Raw genomic sequence first — 17,222 nt, forward strand, 5'->3', positions numbered from 1 at the left:
ATGATAGTGTAGCAGCTGCTATGTGAAAGTAGGTCATCGCCAGGCTCCAAATTAAAGAAAGCCCGATTCGAAAGAGTCGGGCTTTTTTTGCATTTAGAGCTAACCACATAACGTGCCCTATTCATTCTTGAGGTAGGTTGGGTAGAGCGGAGCGAAACCCAACATGAGTTAGCGAGCTGCAAGTTAGCAAGAGTAAAGTTGAACTGTTTGGTTGTTTAGTACAGTGTCACCCTCAGCATTCACCCTGCTCACTTTTCGCGTAGGTTGGGTAGAGCGCAGCGAAACCCAACGAGTTAGCGAGTTACAAGTTAGCAAGGGTAAAGTTGAACTGTGTGGTTGTTTAGTACAGAGTCATTCTAAGCTCACCCTGTTCATCCTCCAGGTAGGTTGGGTAGAGCGAAGCGAAACCCAACATGAGTTAGCGAGCTGCAAGTTAGCAAGGGTAAAGTTGAACTGTTGGGTTGTTAGGTAACTGAGTCACCCTCAGCAACCCCCCCCGTAGGAGGCACTTCAGTGCCGAATCTAGACCATAACAAACACATTCACGGCTGAAGCCATTCCTACAAGTACACTTTGCCTAGAACCTAGAACCTAGAACCTAGAACCTAGAACCTAGAACCTAGAACCTAGAACCTAGAACCTAGAACCTAGAGCAGAGGGAGACGCAGCACAAAACAACCCCACCGCGCGACTGATAGCTGACGGCTGAAAGCTGATAGCTCTGTGAAGTGTTGGGTTTCACTCCGCTCTACCCAACCTACGCCAGACTTCCAAACTTTACTCTTTCAACTTTCCCCTTTCTAACTTCACTCTCACATCTAAGGAACAAAAAAGCCCAGCCGGTTTCCCGGCTGGGCTTCTATACCTAGCAATGATGAGACTACTTAATCATGCTGTAGATAAGCGCAAATACGGCTAGAGAGCCAACTGTTAATACGAACAGTGTGCTTAAGCGATTTCTGTATTTGTGTAAGCTAGGTACTTTATAAACGGCAATCATTGGCATGATGAAAAGGATCATGGCGATGATAGGGCCTGATAGCTGATCCATCATGTCTAAAATACTTGGGTTGATCACTGAGCAATACCAAATAGCGAAGAACATGATAACGGTGCCAATTTTATCAACAAGTTTAGGGTTCATATGGGCTTGTTTACTAACAAGGCCATTGAAGCTTTCACGAGCACCTAAGAAGTGACCTAAGAACGATGAGGTAATTGCAATAAAGGCAACTAATGGCCCTAAGGTCGCAATAAATGAGTTATCAGTGATATTGGCAAGGAATGACAAAATAGACACGTTATCAGCTTTTGCTTGTACCATTTGTTCAGTAGATAGTGACAGCACACACGAGAATACAAACAGTAAAACAAACACGATTAATAATAAGCTGGTACGCTTCAGAATTGCTTCTGACTTCATTTTAGCATTGTTGCCATAGTGTGCACGCTGTACATGTACAAAGCTTGATATCGCAGCTGCGTGGCTAAATGAGAATACGATGATAGGTATTGATAACCAAAGTGTTTTCATGAAGCCAGAAAACTCAGGGACTGTAACATCTGGCATTTGCCAACTTGGGATCAAGTAAATCGATAAGAAAAACAAGATGGCGACAAGCGGATAAACAAGGATTGAAAAGGCACGTAACATCAGTGCTTCACCACCTAGCATTAAGCTGATCATACCGCCAACGAGCACACCAGATAACAGTACGCGTGGTGGAGATTCCATACCTAATTGATTAACGATAAAGCTATCAACAGTATTGGTTAATCCAACACCATAAATAAGTAAAATAGGGAAGATAGAGAGAAAATACAGTAAAGATATTAAGCGCCCTGCATTAATGCCAAAGTGTTCTTCTACAACATCGGTAAAGTCTGCTTCAGGCTTTTTTGATGATAAAACAAAGCGGGCTAAGCCTCTGTGAGCTAAGTAAGTCATCGGAAAGGCAAGGCATGCCATGATAATCAAAGGCCAAAATCCGCCGATACCGATATTAATTGGTAAGAATAAGATCCCTGCACCGACTGCGGTGCCAAATAAACTTAATACCCATTGGGTGTCATGAAGGTTCCATTTTGAGTTACTACTTGTTGTCGATGCATCATACGGCATAGCATCTTGATGTGTGTTCATTAGCACTCCACTATTAGAATAATAATTGTCGCGCAGCATATAGAAAAGCGATTAAGAATGCATGTTTTAGCGTTGTATTTAGATAACTATGCTGTAAGGAGAGACTTACAAAGGAAGATAGCTGGGCTTATTTAGAAAGCCCAGTTGTGGTATTTATTCTGCTGCTGCAAGTGCGCGAGATTTAATGTCTGCGGCAAATGCTAAACCTTTCTTAAAACGTGCCTCAGCTGCAGTGATTTCGCTTTCATCGCCATTAGCGGCAAGCACCCCTTGCGAAAGGGCTTTATAAAGTGCGCTAATTTGGGCCTCGTAGCCGGCTTCAATTGCTTTTTCAACAGTCGTCATGGTTATTCCTTTAATAGTTTGAGAGAGCAAAATACTATAGGAACAAAGGCTTATTGGCTAGGTTAAACTGATTGTAAAATAAGGAGTATTAAAGGGGCTAGAGTTAAGATGACAGGATAGATGCTGGGTTTCGCTACGCTCTACCCAGCCTACGATATTTAACGGAACGCTTTTAGTTCTGTAATGCCGATACGACAAAAAACGGATTCAGATACTCTTCTTTACTGTTATACAGTAGTGGGCTGCCATCGAGTTTGCTAACCGTTGCTCCTGCTATTTCGGCAATCGCATGGCCAGCTCCGGTATCCCACTCACAGGTTGGGCCAAGGCGTGGGTATATATCTGCACTCCCTTCGGCAACCAGACAAAGTTTTAGCGAGCTGCCCTTTGAAACCATTTCTACATCTTCAAACTGTTTTACGAATTCAGCTAAATCTGGAGAAGGGTGTGAACGACTGCCGACAACACGGATAAGCCCTTTATTTGGCTTACGAGTTACCTTAAGTTCAATGCGCTCATCACCTTTATCTTTAAAGGCACCAATTGCCTCTGCGGCAATATACGACACACCTAGTGCCGGTGCATCGACAACAGCTAATACTGGTTTACCTTTTTCAATCAAGGCAATGTTCACTGTAAACTCGCCATTCTTTTTGATGAACTCTTTGGTGCCATCAATTGGGTCTACTAACCAGTAGCGGTGCCAAGTTTGACGAATATCCCAGCTAATATCAGCGCTTTCTTCGCTTAGAATTGGTACATCAGGGGTGAGATGTTGTAAGCCATTCACAATCACTTTGTGAGCTGCTAGGTCGGCGTCGGTCACTGGGCTTTCATCAGCTTTGTACTCAACATTAAAGTCCTTTTCGTAAATCCCCATTATTGCACTGCCGGCTTGGCGTGCGAGGAGTAAGATTTCTTCTAGCAGTTCCGTTTGATTCATGACTTAACCTATAATTTGCTGTTGTTTTAAATACGCTACCAGCTCTTGCACCGATTGGTCTAGGGTGTTTTTACTGGTGTCGATTTTAATTTCTGGCGATGTAGGGATTTGATAGTCTGAGTCGATACCAGTGAAGTGCTTTATTTCACCTGCTCGTGCTTTTTTATACAGCCCTTTAGGATCTCGGGTCTCACACACGTCGAGCGGGGTATCTAAAAATACCTCAATAAACTCACCATCCTCTACTAAGTTTCTTACCATATCGCGTTCGCTTTGGAATGGCGAAATAAATGCGGTTAATACCACCAGACCGGCATCGACCATTAGTTTTGCAGTTTCACCAACACGGCGAATGTTTTCCACGCGGTCTTCATCAGTAAAGCCAAGATCTTTGCACAAGCCATGACGCACGTTGTCACCATCTAGCAGGTAGGTGTGAACGCCTAACTGGTTTAATGCGCTTTCTAGAGCATTAGCAACTGTGCTTTTGCCTGAACCTGAAAAGCCAGTGAACCATAGAATGGTTGGCTTATGTTTTTTTTGCTCACTACGCTGTGATTTACTAATAGCGTAATTATGCCAAACGATATTTTCATCCATTGTCTTTACTCTCGTTATTGAAATGGGAATACCAGTGGTATAAGTATTAATACTGTAATCGAGTAAATAATCGATAAAGGTAAGCCCATGGCAATGTAATCTTTAAGGCGGTAATTTCCCGCACTGTAAACCATCAAGTTAGTTTGATAACCAAATGGCGAAATGAAGCTAGCTGATGCACCAAATGCGACAGCCATAATAAAAGGCAAAGGTGATACATCAAAACCAACGGCGAGTGCATACGCTACCGGAAATGAAAGCGCGGCAGCGGCATTATTGGTAATGAGTTCGGTAAATAAAACCGTCATTAAAAATATTGCGATAAATGCCCCGTAAGGCCCAAAATCACCTAATACGTATAACATGGCTGATGAAATTTCACCGGCAAGGCCTGTGCCTATCATGAGTTTGGCAAGGCCAATAGCACTACCCACCACTGCGAGTAACTCAATCGGAAAACGACGTTTTACTTCACTTAGCTTGATTGTGCCCGTTAGCATAAAGCCGATAAGAAGAACGAGTAGGCCTTTTACTAATGGTACTAGGCCAACAATACTTAACCCCAATACGGCTGCAAAACTTGCTAACACAATATTTGATTGCTTAGGTTTTAAATGGGTTTGTAAATCAAGGCCTGATATATAAACGAACTCACGTTTTAAATTAGGTAACGAGTAAAACTCTTTGCCAGGCGCAAGGATCAATGAATCACCCGCTTGCAATTGAACTTTACCTAAGCCGCCTTGTAAACGGTCATGGCCGCGGCGAATAGCAATAACGGCTGCATGAAATTGTTCACGAAAGCGAACTTCTTTAATTGTTTTACCAATGTATTTTGAAGAATGGCTAACAACGACTTCAACTAGATGTTCAACGTCTTTCTCATGTTTATCGTGAACAACTTTTAAGCCATCAAATCGGGTTAGCAGAGGCACTGACTTTATATCACCTACAAAAAGTAGCACGTCACCTTCTTTGATAACTTGTTTTGGCGTAACTGCGCAAATACGTTTATCACCACGAATAATTTCAGCTAAGAATAAGTCTTTTAATTCACGAAGGCCATTTTCCTCAACACTTTTACCAATTAGCTTTGAGCCGGTTTCTACTTTACCTTCAAGGTAAAAAGGGACAACTTCTTGGTTATTTTTACCGTTGTCTGGTAAATACCTGAGCATCACTAAAATAGTGATAAGGCCGACGCTCAATGCGCCTAAACCAATCAAAGTAAAATCAAAAAAACCAAGTGGCTCCATGCCCGCTTCAACGGCAAAGCCATTAACAATTAAATTGGTTGAAGTACCAATCAGGGTGATCGTGCCACCTAAAATAGCAGTGTACGATAAAGGCAATAAAAGCTTAGACGGTGAATGTGTCGGGCTTTCTTTTATCGAGCTAATCAGTGATGCCACTACCGCAGTATTATTGGTAAATGATGATAAAAAGGCGGTTGATAAACCAAGCTTGGTCACCGAACTTGTCAGGCTGCCTTTCGAAAGAGACTGAGCAAGTTTTTGTACTAACGTGGTTTTTTCTACAGCTATCGAAACGAGTACAAGTAGAATAAGGGTGATTAAAGAAGGGTTTGCATAGTTAATTAGCATATCTTCAAGGCTTATTAGCCCTGCTAAATAACTAATACCAATGGCGCCGACAAATAACCATGCAGGTTTTAGCCGAGTGCCAAAAAGGCACCCCACTAATACCAGCATAATGCCTGTTAATACCAGCTGTTGATACATGCTTTTTACTTCCTATAACAGGCGAATAGTGATTATTTAAGCTTAGTTATATCAAGCGCTTGCCAATGAGGGAAGTGCTTGCGTACTAAAGCATTAAATTCAACTTCAAAGTCGCTAAAGCTACTTTGTTGTTCTTCAGTGCTAAGTAATTGCTCAATCATACCTGCCGCAACGGTTAGGTTTGATAGGCGGTCAATTAGGATAAACGCACCTGTTTCATGGTTGTTGTGGTACTCATCAGCCAAAATTGTTTCTGTAAGCTCTAAGGTTACAATCGCAATTTCGTTAAGTTGTAATGAGTCTGCTTGACCATGCTCAAGGGTATTTACATCAATCGTGTGATCGATTTTTCTTACCACTGCCGAGGTATTTTTGCTGCCTAGCTTAAAGTTGTAGCTTTTACCTAATACAAGCGGCGCTTCATGCATCCATACTAATTTAGCTTGAATACGGTTTGTAACAGCGCCTTTTGAAGTGGCTGGCACAATCACATCGCCACGGCTGATATCAATTTCGTCGTTTAACGTTAAAGTGATTGCTTGACCTGCTTGTGCTGTATCTAAGCTACCATCGAAAGTCACAATTTCTTTGATGCTTGAGCTTTTACCTGATGGTAATACTTTTACCGCATCACCAACGCTGAACTTGCCAGACGTAAGAGTGCCTTGGAAGCCTCGGAAGTCTAAGTTAGGACGCACCACATATTGTACCGGAAGACGCGCTTCAAAACCGTTATCAAGTTCAGCAGCTGGCGAGTCTTCAAGTAACTCAAGTAGTGGTTTATCAGTGTAGTAAGGTGTGTGCTCTGATCGTGTAACTACGTTGTCACCTTTAAGCGCTGACATAGGCACAAACTTGATATTAGTAACGTTTAGTTGCTCTGCAAACTTAAGGTAATCCGCTTTGATTTTCTCATACACGGTTTCATCGAAATCGACGATATCCATCTTATTGATAGCAACAACAAACTGCTTAATACCTAATGAGTCACAGATAAAGCTATGACGCTTAGTTTGTACTTGTACGCCGTAACGAGCGTCAACTAAGATAATCGCCACATCACTGGTTGATGCACCGGTTACCATGTTACGCGTGTACTGCTCATGTCCTGGTGTATCAGCAATAATGAACTTACGTTTTGCTGTTGAGAAGTAACGATAAGCAACGTCAATGGTAATACCTTGCTCACGTTCAGCTTGAAGACCATCTACAAGGAGTGCTAAATCAAGCTCTTCACCGGCATTACCGACTTTTTCATTGTCTTTATGCAGGGCTGCAAGTTGGTCTTCATAAATTTGGTGACTGTCGTGTAAAAGGCGGCCAATCAGCGTTGATTTACCGTCATCCACACTACCACAGGTCAGCATGCGTAAAAGGCTTTTGTCTTGTTGGCGAGCAAGGTAGGCGTCGATACCTAACTCTCTTACTTCATTAATCGTGTCGTTTGTTTTAGACATTAGAAATAGCCCTCACGTTTTTTCTTTTCCATTGAACCAGCAGAGTCGTGATCAATCACGCGGCCTTCACGCTCAGAAGAGGTTGAAAGCAGCATCTCTTCAATAATTTCAGTTAAGGTACCTGCATTTGATTCCACAGCACCTGTTAGTGGGTAACAACCAAGGGTACGGAAACGGACAGATTTCATTTGTGGTACTTCACCTTCTTCTAATGGCATACGCTCGTCATCAACCATGATTAGCGTGCCGTTACGCTCAACGACTGGGCGTTCTTTAGCAAGGTAAAGTGGAACCATTTCAATGTTTTCTTGGTAGATATACTGCCAAATATCAAGTTCAGTCCAGTTAGATAACGGGAATACACGAATGCTTTCACCTGGGTTAACTTGGCTGTTGTACGTATTCCAAAGCTCTGGACGTTGATTTTTTGGATCCCATCTGTGGTGTTTGTCACGGAATGAGTAAACACGCTCTTTAGCACGTGATTTCTCTTCGTCACGGCGTGCCCCACCAAACGCAGCATCAAAGCCGTATTTATCTAACGCTTGCTTTAAGCCTTGCGTTTTCATGATGTCGGTGTGCTTTGCAGAGCCGTGTACAAATGGATTGATATCAATCTCTAACCCTTCAGGATTTTTGTGGACGATTAAATCAAAGCCATACTCTTTAGCTAGGCGGTCACGAAACTCGATCATTTCCTTAAACTTCCAGTTGGTATCAACGTGTAAAAGTGGAAATGGGATCTTTGCTGGATAAAACGCTTTACGCGCTAAGTGTAATAACACTGATGAATCTTTACCAATTGAGTAAAGCATCACCGGGTTTTCAAACTCAGCAGCAACTTCGCGCATGATTTTGATACTTTCAGCTTCTAATTGCTGAAGGTGTGTTAAAGCCATTGTTAGTCGTCCTACTAAAATGATTAAAAGTTAAATTAAGCTACGCCAGTAATTGGCTGGGCAAAGCTGCTGGTTTGTTCTGTTTGACCAAACCATGCAAGCTGATGATGCAATGATGCAACTTCGCCAATAATTAATAAGGCGGGTGAAATAATGCTATGACGCGAAATTAAGTCGGCTAGCTCACCTAATTGCCCTGTAACCACACGTTGTTCTTTACGTGTGCCGTTTTCGATAATGGCAACGGGGGTATCTGCACCGCGGCCATGTTTTAATAGTTGTGCTTGAATATGCGGTGATTTAATCACTCCCATATAAATCGCTAAGGTCTGATTTGGCTTGGCAAGTGACTGCCAATCTAATTCTTGACCATCTTTTTTACAGTGACCCGTTACAAACTGAATGGCTTGAGCGTGATCTCTGTGAGTAAGAGGAATACCAGCATAAGCACTACAACCTGCAGCAGCAGTAATACCCGGTACGATTTGGTAACGGACTTTGTTAGCAGCTAGCACTTGTACTTCTTCACCACCGCGACCATAAATAAACGGGTCGCCACCTTTAATACGGCAAACTTTTTTGCCTTGCTTGGCAAAATCGACCAACATCTGATTGGTATCTTCTTGCGCCACACTGTGATCGCCTAACCTTTTACCTACGCAAACTAGGTCGGCATCACGGCGAACTAAATCCATAATTTCATCAGAAACTAAGTAGTCATATACAACTACATCGGCTTGTTGCATTAACTGCAGTGCTTTTAAGGTTAATAGCTCTGGGTCACCTGGGCCTGCACCTACAACATACACTTCGCCTTCAGGTTCTGGCTTTGCATCTAACAATTGCTCTAACTGCGCTGTGGCAGCGTCGGTATTACCCGTTTGGACTTTGCTTACAACTGATGAATCAAATACGCCTTCCCAAAACTGGCGGCGGTCAGCAAAGTGTTTAAAGCGTTGTTTTACTTTGTCACGAAAGCTACCAACTAACGTTGCAAGTGGACCAATATGCTGTGGAATAAGCGTTTCGAGTTTTTCGCGTAAACGACGTGCTAATACTGGCGCTGTGCCTGCGCTTGAAATTGCAATTGTGATTGGATCACGGTCAACAATTGATGGAAAAATAAAGCTGCACTTAGGTTGATCATCCACCACGTTAACGAAAATATTGCGCGCATTAGCAAGTTCGAACACATCTTTGTTAACGCTGTCTATATCAGTTGCAGCGATTACCAGCATTTGCTGATCTAAATACTGTTCTTTGAAAAAGTCGTTAATGAGTGTTACATCACCTTTCTCAGCAAGTTCTCGAAGTTCATCACAAAATTCAGGGGCGACTAGCGTCACATGAGCACGCGCTTTTAAAAACGCACGGCATTTGCGTAATGCGACATCTCCACCGCCGACTACCAGCACAGGTTTGTCGTCTAATTTGGTAAAGATTGGTAAATATTGCACTTTGTTCTCACCCCTAAAACACATCAAGAAACTGCTTATTGCAGGCAAGCAGAATATAGTGCTCTAAAAAAAGTAAAAAATAATTAAAACCAAGTTTATATAACTAAAAGTTATACCAGGTGGTTTGTTTTGGCTTAAGACTTAGTTAACAAGGGATTGCGGCGAGTTACAAGTAAATAAGCAGCCTTATGGTGATTAGTTATGATTTATAGCCGAATGATAAAAATTTGCTACTATAGGTCACTAATATGGCAACACAAATATAAGAGCTATGACTAAAATGCAAACAAGCGCTGCCCAAGCGGTGGCACTGATGGACTTAACAACTCTGAATGACAGCGACACAACAGAAACCATTAATAACTTGGTTGCCAGTATTGAGCCTAAGTTAGGCATTCCCGCAGCGGTCTGTGTGTATAGCCAGTTTGTAAGCGACGCAAAGCTTGCTCTCGCTGAGCGCGAACTTCAGCAAGTCAAAGTGGCGACAGTCACTAACTTTCCTAGTGGGGATGAGCCGCTAGAGCAAGTGTTAAATGAAACTTTATTTGCCATTGAGCGCGGCGCTGATGAAATTGATTTAGTGATCCCCTACAAAGCGCTTATTGGTGGTGATGAGCGCAAAGTTTTAGAGTATGTCAAAGCGTCAAAAGAGGCATGTGGTACTCAAGCGCAGCTTAAAGTCATTATCGAAAGTGGCGAATTAAGCGATGACCTCATTGCGACAGCAACAAAGCTGGCAATTGATGGCGGCGCTGACTTTGTTAAAACCAGTACAGGTAAAGTGGCTGTTAATGCAACGCTAGCTGCAACAGGCATCATGTTGAACAGCATAAAAGCGAGTGGCAAAAAGGTTGGTTTTAAGGCGGCAGGCGGGGTCAGAACAGTCACCGATGCTGCTGAGTATTTAGCCCTAGCTGAGTCAATTATGGGTGAAGCGTATTTACAACCTGAGCTATTTCGTTTTGGCGCTTCTGGGTTATTAAAAGATGTGTATGCAACATTAAATGAATCGTGAAAGTGAACAAGAGAAAATAGCGCTGGAGCATGGCGCTGCAAAGTTGTTTTTGCGCTGTTACGAAAAGCAGTTTGGCGTAAGTATGCGTAATATTTGGCATAACACGCCGAGCAAACCAGACGTGAGTTGTTATAAAGGTGATGAACGGCTTGATATTGAAGTCGCACATTTATATGCCAGCGAAACAGAAGCAATGGCGGTGCTAGGTAGGCCGCTGTCTATCTCAATGCAACGAGATCTCGCTGAAATGGCTTTAGCACCGAGTAACGAGCGTCTGCACTGTGCTTTGCATCGCTTGCTGGCACAAAAAGCTAAGAAACACTACGAGTCTACTCAGCCTTGGTTATTAATTCGAAATGCCAGTACTATATGGCATCTTGATGATTTTAAGTCAGTACTTACTCACCTTGATGTGCCTAAGCACCATCCATTTCAACAAATTTGGTTGTTATGTGATTTTTATCGTGGTGAGTTATTACAAATTTTATAATGGAATGAGATAACAACAATGAAATTTAAACGTTCAGGGACGCAAACACTTCTATCGAGTGTTTTTCCAAGTTTAGCATTAGCAGGTTTAGTGGCTGTATCGCTCACTGCGTGTACTAACCCAAGTACACCAGCAGGTGAAGAGGGTTACGTATTTGAAAAGCCGCGCGTGTTTGGCGAAGGCGGCTATCAAGGCACTATGATTGGCCCAGCTAACTACGGCATGTCACTTTGGCGTAATCAGGTGATTAATATTGATATGCGCCCGAATACGTATACTGAAGCATTTAAAATCTTAGCTAACGATGACTTAAACATTAGTTTTGATTTTCATGCGGTCATTTCAATAGAAAGCGGCTCTGTCAGAGCGGTGGTTGAGCAATACGGTGGTGAAGATTGGTATCCGCGATTTGTTCGTGAAACATTTAGAACTTATGTGCGTGATATAGTGCAGCAATACGATAGTGGTGTGTTAAAAACTAATCGCGAGAAAATAGCTGCAGAAGTAACAGCCCGGTTAAAAGCGTATTTAGAACCAACGCCATTTAAGCTCGCCAATGTCGTAGTGGGAAATATTAACTATCCGGCTATTGTTGCTAATGCTGTTGAGAAAAAGTTGGCTGCACAACAATTACTGTCTGAAAAAGAAACGCAAAAAGAAATTGCACGAAAAGATGCTGAGATACGTGTAGAAGAAGCGAAAGGTATTGCACAGGCGCAAAAAATTATTAATGCCACTTTGACGCCAAATTATCTACAACATGAAGCTATTAATGCGCAGTTAAAGATGGCTGAGTCACCTAACCATACAACAGTTTATATTCCTGTTGGTAATAATGGTGTACCACTGGTGAAAGGTACAAACTAAGGTTTTAAACAGCCAGTGCGGGCACTGGCTGTTAGTTTGCTTAGTTAAATTTAAACATACTGCCAAAGCTTTCTAAACTTGATTTGTTCGTTTTGGCAATACACCCTGAATCATCAAGAGACTTCTTAGTTGTCTCATCAGCAAGGCCTGTCACTTTCAGCTGTTTTTCTTGCTGATACTCAGTGAGCGCAATCACCGTTGCTTCATCGTACTCTACGTCTTCTATTTCATATTCTTCGTAGTGAGGCTGCCTTTTCAAATAACCCAAACAAACCAAGTTTAGTCGTGACATCGCTAAGTCTGTTTTTTCGTAGTAAGGCATTCTGTGAGTAGGAACACTAACCGATGCAACTGGCTTTTTAGCAGGAGCTGCAGCAGCGGTTACTTTTAGTGGTGCAGGGGCTGTATGGCCTGCTGCAATGGTGTTATCGCTATTATAGCGATAATAAGTTGTTGGCACTTTTGATTCTAAAAACTCAACGGCTTTTACGATCACTTCGCGCAGTGCTTTTTCTTTTGGTGTGTTTGACCAGCTACTTAAGTTACCACCAACGAGTGCGCCACCAAAATTGGTTGCTGCTGATGTAAAGTCAAAATCTTTACTGCCACCCTCAACACTGGTAGCTGCGAGAATACGAGAAGTACGCGTGTCGATTAAGCGTAAATCTATTGCCATGTGAGAACTTGAAAAACCCGCCGATACCGAGCTAAATACATCGCCGATAAAGCCACCACTGCCGACACGAGTGCCTGAGTTGTCATCATCAAACTCTGTGACTGCAGCAACCACAACAATTTCGGCTCCCTCTATTTCACCATACGCAGCTCCTGATGCTGCACTCACACGGCCTGACACAGCAAGGTCTTGTTCTGATAATACGGCATCAAGTGCTTGTCGCTCTAAAACAATAAAGCGATTGGTGCTAACTAATGCCGTTGTGAGTTGATCGGCCATTCCTTCACCAATTTCTTTACGCCACCAACGTGAATCGTTTGATTTATCAGTAAAGCGGGCAACAGCGATCCGAGCTTTAGGTCCATTGTATTGCTGCTGTGCAACTTCGTTTATATCAGGGCTGTTGTTATTGCTGGTGGTTGTCGAAGTACTCTGGCATGCAGTCAGTGCTGCAGCAAGTAACGTAATCGAAATTGCTTTGTGTGTTTTGGTGAGCATATGACTTTCCTTAACTTATATCTCATGCAGTAAATAACGCCGCACTATGGGCTTTGTTGTTATTGACGTTTGTATGGATAAGCTATAAAAATCAGTGTTTTATTAATAGCACTCAGGCGAAAACTTTATTCACTGACGCGAAATTCGGCATGTTTTTGATATTTTTCTCGATACTGTTTTGGTGATAAACCAACATAGCTCTTAAAGCTTCGTGCAAAATAGCTTTGTGAACTAAAACCTGCTTGCTCTGCGACTTGACCAATTGCTAACGCGCTATCGATTAGCTGTTTTTTTGCAAACTCTAAGCGAGTATTACGCAAATAATCAGAAGGCGTTTGTGAGTACAAGGCTTTCATTTTTAATTGCAGAGCTCGAGAGCTTAAACATAACGCAGAGGCTAGCTGCTCAACCGAGAAGCTTTCATCTTGGTAGTGTGCTTGTACTGTCTGCTTAAGCTTTTCAGTGAAGGAATAATCTTTATTTTGTACTGTTACAGCGGCTGTATCACTATTCAAAGGAGCTGCCAGTTGTGCTGTTAGGTGCTGGTTTAAAATTTGTCTCAGGTTAAGCAATCCTTTTACTCTGCTTACTAGTAGAGTCGGTTCAAAAGGTTTACTCAAAAAATCATCAGCTAATAAATCCAGCCCTTTTAAGCGGCTGTGGGTATCTGCTTTAGCTGAAAGTAATAATACCGGAATGTGGCTGGTGGCCGGGTTTGCTCGAAGAGCTGCTAATAATTGATAGCCATCCATATTCGGCATCATCACATCACTGATAATGAGGTCAGGCAGGTCTGACTGACAAAGGTCGAGAGCTTGCTGGCCATCAGCAGCACAGATACAGTTAAACTCGTTATTAAATAAAGAAAGGAGTAGCTCTGCCATTTCCTCATTATCTTCAACAATTAGCAATGTCTGTTGTGAGGTAAGAACTTGCGTAGCACTATTAATGTGCTTATCAGCACTTTCAACCACAGGTAATGACACAGTAAAGCAGCTACCTTCAGCGATATTACTGCTTACACTGATAGAGCCACCATACTTTTCAACGAGTTGTTTTACTAAGCTCAGGCCAATACCACTTCCTGGTTCTGATGACGCTAAGCGAGTAAAGCGCTGAAAAATTGACTGCTGATGCTCACTGGCAATACCCACACCGGTATCAGTAATTTTAAACTGTAACGCTTGTTGCACTTCACTAAGGTGAATATCGACAGTGCCACCTGAAGGGGTGTACTTAAGTGCATTGCTTATCAGGTTACTGAAAATCGAGTGAGCATGTTCAGGAGCAAGGTTAATCTTAAGTGCTGTAGTGGTGGTGTCAGTGAAGCTAAATTGCAGCTGTTTTTGCTCATACAGAGGCCTGAAATCCGCCACTAAATCTGTTAAAAATGGTGTAATAGCATAAGGGCTGACAGTGTAAATTGCCGTGCTTGGGCGTTGACTCAATTGTAAAAGTTGATTGATGAGCTCAAGTAAGCGCTGGCCGTTACGTTTGATACTCGCTAGTTGCGATTGAGCTTGAGAGTCTGCATTGCTTCGCTGTAACTGACTGATCGGAGCGAGTATTAAGCTAAGTGGTGTTTTGAGTTCGTGGCTAATGTTATCTAAAAATTGATCTTTTAATTTGTTTAACTCAATTTCGGTTTGCTTCTCTTGCTCTGCTAGTTTGCGCTTGTACAAGGCATTTAACACAAGCCAAATCAGTGCTAAAGCAAACGTAAAGTAAATGCCGTAGGCTAATTTAGTTTGCCACCAAGGAGGCACAACAGTAAGCGCTAATAGCCGTGTACTGTCACTCCATTGGCCATATTGATCTTTTGCTTTTAGCAATAACTGGTAGTTACCAGCAGGCAATTGCGGATAGTTAATTTGCCTAAGGGATGCATCGGTATATAAAAATTGCTCATCAAAGCCAGCTAGCTTGTAGCCATATTGATAATGTTTTGGAGTCGCACCATTTTTTAATGCACTAAATTTAAAGCCGATAACCCCCGCTGATTTTGAAAACGAGAATGTCTGAGTTGCACTAGCAAGCGTATTGGTTTGCTTATCAAAATGATTACTTTTAATTGCTCGGTTATTAAGTAATAACTCAGTTAACACTGGAGTAGGGGGGGGGTGCGATAAGGTTAGTTGCTCAGGGTAAAAATGATTGTAGCCATTAATACCCCCAAAAAATAATTCGCCATCGTCAGCTTGAAAGCTCGCGCCCAGTATAAATGACTGGTGTTGAATACCATCTTCAGGCAAAAACTGCTGCATTTGCTGTGTGCTGGGGTTATAGCGAGTGAGTCCGCCATTGGTTGCAAGCCAAAGCATGCCTTGTTTATCGGCAAGAATGTCAAAAATGTTGTCGTTAGCTAATCCTTGCTGCTCAGTTATGTGCTTCACCTCGAGGGTATGTTTATTGACCTCATTCAAGCCTTGCATAGTGCCAGCCCAAATGCTGTCTTCACTGAGTAATAAAGAGGTAACCATATTGTGGCTAAGCCCTGTCTCGTTTGAACTTTGCTCATCTAATAAACTAAATTGCTCTGTTGAGATATCGAGTTTATTGAGCCCTGCTCGGGTACCAATCCATAGTGCGTGCTCTTCATTATCATAAGCCAAAGTAAATACGGTGTTATTGGCAAGGCTATTTTGCGCATCATTGTGCTGATAGTGAGTCACCTTGGCAGAGGTTGGTTCAAAGCGGGTTAAGCCTTGGTTACTACCTAGCCAAAGTGCACCTGTTTTGTCGCTGGTAATTGCGTAAACACGATCACTGGCTAGCTGGTGGCTTTGCATGGTGAAAGTTGTAAACTCATCAAGGCTGTCTTGATACATAATTAAACCGCCACCGTAAGTACCAATCCATAATTGCTGGTTAGCATCTTCGTGTAGGGCAAATATATTGTTATTAGGTAGGGCATTTTTAAAGTGCTGATAACCAGACGTTGTTTTGCGGTTGAGTCCATCACGGGTGCCAACCCATACCTCACCATTGGCTCTCTTAACTATTGAACGAACAAAGTTATGACTTAACGAATTTGCTTGAGAGGTTTTCAATTGATGAGAGAACTGTTGCTGCTTAGGATCATAGCGGTGCACACCATAGCCATCAGTGCCTAGCCAAATAACACCTTGCGAGTCTTGAAAAAGAGAAAGCAGGTAGTCGCTGCTTAAGCTATTGGAATTTTGTTTGTCATGGCGATATTGAGTGAATTGCTCTTTTAAGTCAGCACCTGCAGGTAAAAGGTATAGACCTTGTCCATAGCTTGTAAGCCAAAGGTTTTGCTGTTGGTCAACGAGGCTGTCTGTTACCCAGGCTCCATTAAACTGTTCGATTTTTTCACTACTTTGCGTAGCTAAATTTAATATATAAAGACCTTTTTTAGCGCCAATAAGCAGCTTTTCGTTATTAAGCAACTTGAGATGCCAGAGCGGCAAGGAAATCTGAGTATGTTGAGTAAATTGCTCAGTGATTGGGTCAAATGAAATAAGCCCTTTATCTGTGGCAAGCCAAATTAGTTCATTGGTAATAACAATGTCTCGAACCAGTGGCTGCGCTGATTTATAGTGAAAGTGTGTAAAGCTATTATTTGATACATCAAAACGGGTTAACTTACCGTGTTCGTGGCCTAGCCACAGAACATCATCTTTAGCTAACGCCATAGACCAAATTTTATCATCACTTAGGCTTCCGTTATGGCGCGTAGAAAACACATCAAACAGACCGGTTTTAGGGTTAAGTCTATTAAGCCCTTTGCTTGCAGTCGAAAACCATAGCTGGTTTTTACTATCTTTAACACAGCCGGTGATCCAGTTTCCTGAAATGCTTTTATGATCGCTGTTAGCTTTAAAACGCTTAAATTCATAACCATCAAAGCGATTTAAGCCACCTTGCGTGGCAAACCATAAAAAGCCTTGCTGGTCGGTGATGCTGCAAGTGATTGAATTTTGACTCAGGCCCTGCTGACTATTAAAAGTGCTAAGGTGTAAGGAACGGGCACTAGCCTGATTAGCCATCAACAAAATGAGGCATAACAATACAATATTAAAAGAGGATTTTAATAGCAGCACACTGATCCATGTTGTTTTATGTTCCT

General features: G+C 42.3%; 13 protein-coding genes. 3 read left to right on the forward strand and 10 right to left on the reverse strand.

Annotation, left to right across the window (positions count from 1 at the left end):
* Positions 1 to 880: 880 nt before the first annotated feature.
* From AUR67_RS20655 to cysG, 8 genes are all read right to left on the reverse strand, one after another.
* Positions 881 to 2,143 (reverse strand): aromatic amino acid transport family protein, encoded by a 1,263-nt coding sequence (locus tag AUR67_RS20655; protein WP_058586652.1) that lies wholly within the window; start codon positions 2,141 to 2,143, stop codon positions 881 to 883.
* 153 nt (positions 2,144 to 2,296) lie between these two features.
* Positions 2,297 to 2,488 (reverse strand): hypothetical protein, encoded by a 192-nt coding sequence (locus tag AUR67_RS20660; RefSeq protein ID WP_058586653.1) that lies wholly within the window; start codon positions 2,486 to 2,488, stop codon positions 2,297 to 2,299.
* Positions 2,489 to 2,660: 172 nt separating this feature from the next.
* A complete protein-coding gene (cysQ, locus tag AUR67_RS20665; RefSeq protein ID WP_055199437.1) occupies positions 2,661 to 3,431 on the reverse strand; it encodes a 3'(2'),5'-bisphosphate nucleotidase CysQ in 771 nt (256 codons plus the stop codon).
* Between the two features lie 3 nt (positions 3,432 to 3,434).
* Complete coding sequence (cysC, locus tag AUR67_RS20670) at positions 3,435 to 4,031, reverse strand: adenylyl-sulfate kinase (RefSeq protein ID WP_058586654.1); 597 nt, start codon at positions 4,029 to 4,031, stop codon at positions 3,435 to 3,437.
* A gap of 14 nt (positions 4,032 to 4,045) precedes the next feature.
* On the reverse strand, positions 4,046 to 5,773 hold the full coding sequence (locus AUR67_RS20675) for an SLC13 family permease (protein WP_058586655.1): 1,728 nt from the start codon (positions 5,771 to 5,773) through the stop codon (positions 4,046 to 4,048).
* 32 nt (positions 5,774 to 5,805) lie between these two features.
* Positions 5,806 to 7,230 (reverse strand): sulfate adenylyltransferase subunit CysN, encoded by a 1,425-nt coding sequence (gene cysN / locus AUR67_RS20680; protein ID WP_058586656.1) that lies wholly within the window; start codon positions 7,228 to 7,230, stop codon positions 5,806 to 5,808.
* The gene (gene cysD / locus AUR67_RS20685; protein WP_054564008.1) at positions 7,230 to 8,129 is read right to left on the reverse strand and encodes a sulfate adenylyltransferase subunit CysD; all 900 of its coding nucleotides are present in this window, start codon (positions 8,127 to 8,129) and stop codon (positions 7,230 to 7,232) included. The genes cysN and cysD overlap by 1 nt, the downstream gene beginning before the upstream one ends.
* 35 nt (positions 8,130 to 8,164) lie before the next feature.
* A complete protein-coding gene (gene cysG, locus AUR67_RS20690) occupies positions 8,165 to 9,586 on the reverse strand; it encodes a siroheme synthase CysG (protein WP_058586665.1) in 1,422 nt (473 codons plus the stop codon).
* Between the two features lie 271 nt (positions 9,587 to 9,857).
* Here cysG and deoC point away from each other — a divergent pair, with 271 nt between their 5' ends.
* Genes deoC through AUR67_RS20705 form a run of 3 tightly spaced genes read left to right on the forward strand, consistent with a single transcriptional unit; the run spans position 9,858 to position 11,958 of the window.
* Entirely contained in the window at positions 9,858 to 10,601 is a 744-nt protein-coding gene (gene deoC / locus AUR67_RS20695) for a deoxyribose-phosphate aldolase (protein WP_058586657.1), read from the forward strand.
* A complete protein-coding gene (locus AUR67_RS20700; protein WP_058586658.1) occupies positions 10,591 to 11,091 on the forward strand; it encodes a hypothetical protein in 501 nt (166 codons plus the stop codon). Before deoC ends, AUR67_RS20700 begins: the two co-directional genes overlap by 11 nt.
* A gap of 18 nt (positions 11,092 to 11,109) precedes the next feature.
* Positions 11,110 to 11,958 (forward strand): SPFH domain-containing protein, encoded by an 849-nt coding sequence (locus AUR67_RS20705; protein ID WP_054564005.1) that lies wholly within the window; start codon positions 11,110 to 11,112, stop codon positions 11,956 to 11,958.
* Positions 11,959 to 11,998: 40 nt separating this feature from the next.
* Here the strand turns inward: AUR67_RS20705 and AUR67_RS20710 are convergent, their stop codons facing one another.
* A complete protein-coding gene (locus AUR67_RS20710) occupies positions 11,999 to 13,132 on the reverse strand; it encodes a CsgG/HfaB family protein (RefSeq protein ID WP_058586659.1) in 1,134 nt (377 codons plus the stop codon).
* A 125-nt stretch (positions 13,133 to 13,257) separates the two neighbouring features.
* Positions 13,258 to 17,142, reverse strand: coding sequence for a hybrid sensor histidine kinase/response regulator transcription factor (locus AUR67_RS20715; protein WP_235591867.1), 3,885 nt, complete (start codon positions 17,140 to 17,142; stop codon positions 13,258 to 13,260).
* Positions 17,143 to 17,222: the final 80 nt, after the last annotated feature.

The sequence above is a fragment of the Pseudoalteromonas sp. XI10 genome (assembly GCF_001469895.1).
In the GTDB taxonomy this organism is placed as follows: domain Bacteria; phylum Pseudomonadota; class Gammaproteobacteria; order Enterobacterales; family Alteromonadaceae; genus Pseudoalteromonas.

What these genes read in the sequence shown, in the direction of transcription:
- AUR67_RS20660 (WP_058586653.1), bottom strand. Translation starts at nt 2,488, where the DNA reads ATGACGACTGTTGAAAAAGCAATTGAAGCCGGCTACGAGGCCCAAATT.
- AUR67_RS20710 (WP_058586659.1), bottom strand. Translation starts at nt 13,132, where the DNA reads ATGCTCACCAAAACACACAAAGCAATTTCGATTACGTTACTTGCTGCA.
- AUR67_RS20715 (WP_235591867.1), bottom strand. Translation starts at nt 17,142, where the DNA reads ATGGCTAATCAGGCTAGTGCCCGTTCCTTACACCTTAGCACTTTTAAT.
- AUR67_RS20700 (WP_058586658.1), top strand. Translation starts at nt 10,591, where the DNA reads ATGAATCGTGAAAGTGAACAAGAGAAAATAGCGCTGGAGCATGGCGCT.
- cysQ (WP_055199437.1), bottom strand. Translation starts at nt 3,431, where the DNA reads ATGAATCAAACGGAACTGCTAGAAGAAATCTTACTCCTCGCACGCCAA.
- cysD (WP_054564008.1), bottom strand. Translation starts at nt 8,129, where the DNA reads ATGGCTTTAACACACCTTCAGCAATTAGAAGCTGAAAGTATCAAAATC.
- cysC (WP_058586654.1), bottom strand. Translation starts at nt 4,031, where the DNA reads ATGGATGAAAATATCGTTTGGCATAATTACGCTATTAGTAAATCACAG.
- cysN (WP_058586656.1), bottom strand. Translation starts at nt 7,230, where the DNA reads ATGTCTAAAACAAACGACACGATTAATGAAGTAAGAGAGTTAGGTATC.
- AUR67_RS20675 (WP_058586655.1), bottom strand. Translation starts at nt 5,773, where the DNA reads ATGTATCAACAGCTGGTATTAACAGGCATTATGCTGGTATTAGTGGGG.
- AUR67_RS20705 (WP_054564005.1), top strand. Translation starts at nt 11,110, where the DNA reads ATGAAATTTAAACGTTCAGGGACGCAAACACTTCTATCGAGTGTTTTT.
- AUR67_RS20655 (WP_058586652.1), bottom strand. Translation starts at nt 2,143, where the DNA reads ATGAACACACATCAAGATGCTATGCCGTATGATGCATCGACAACAAGT.
- deoC (WP_058586657.1), top strand. Translation starts at nt 9,858, where the DNA reads ATGACTAAAATGCAAACAAGCGCTGCCCAAGCGGTGGCACTGATGGAC.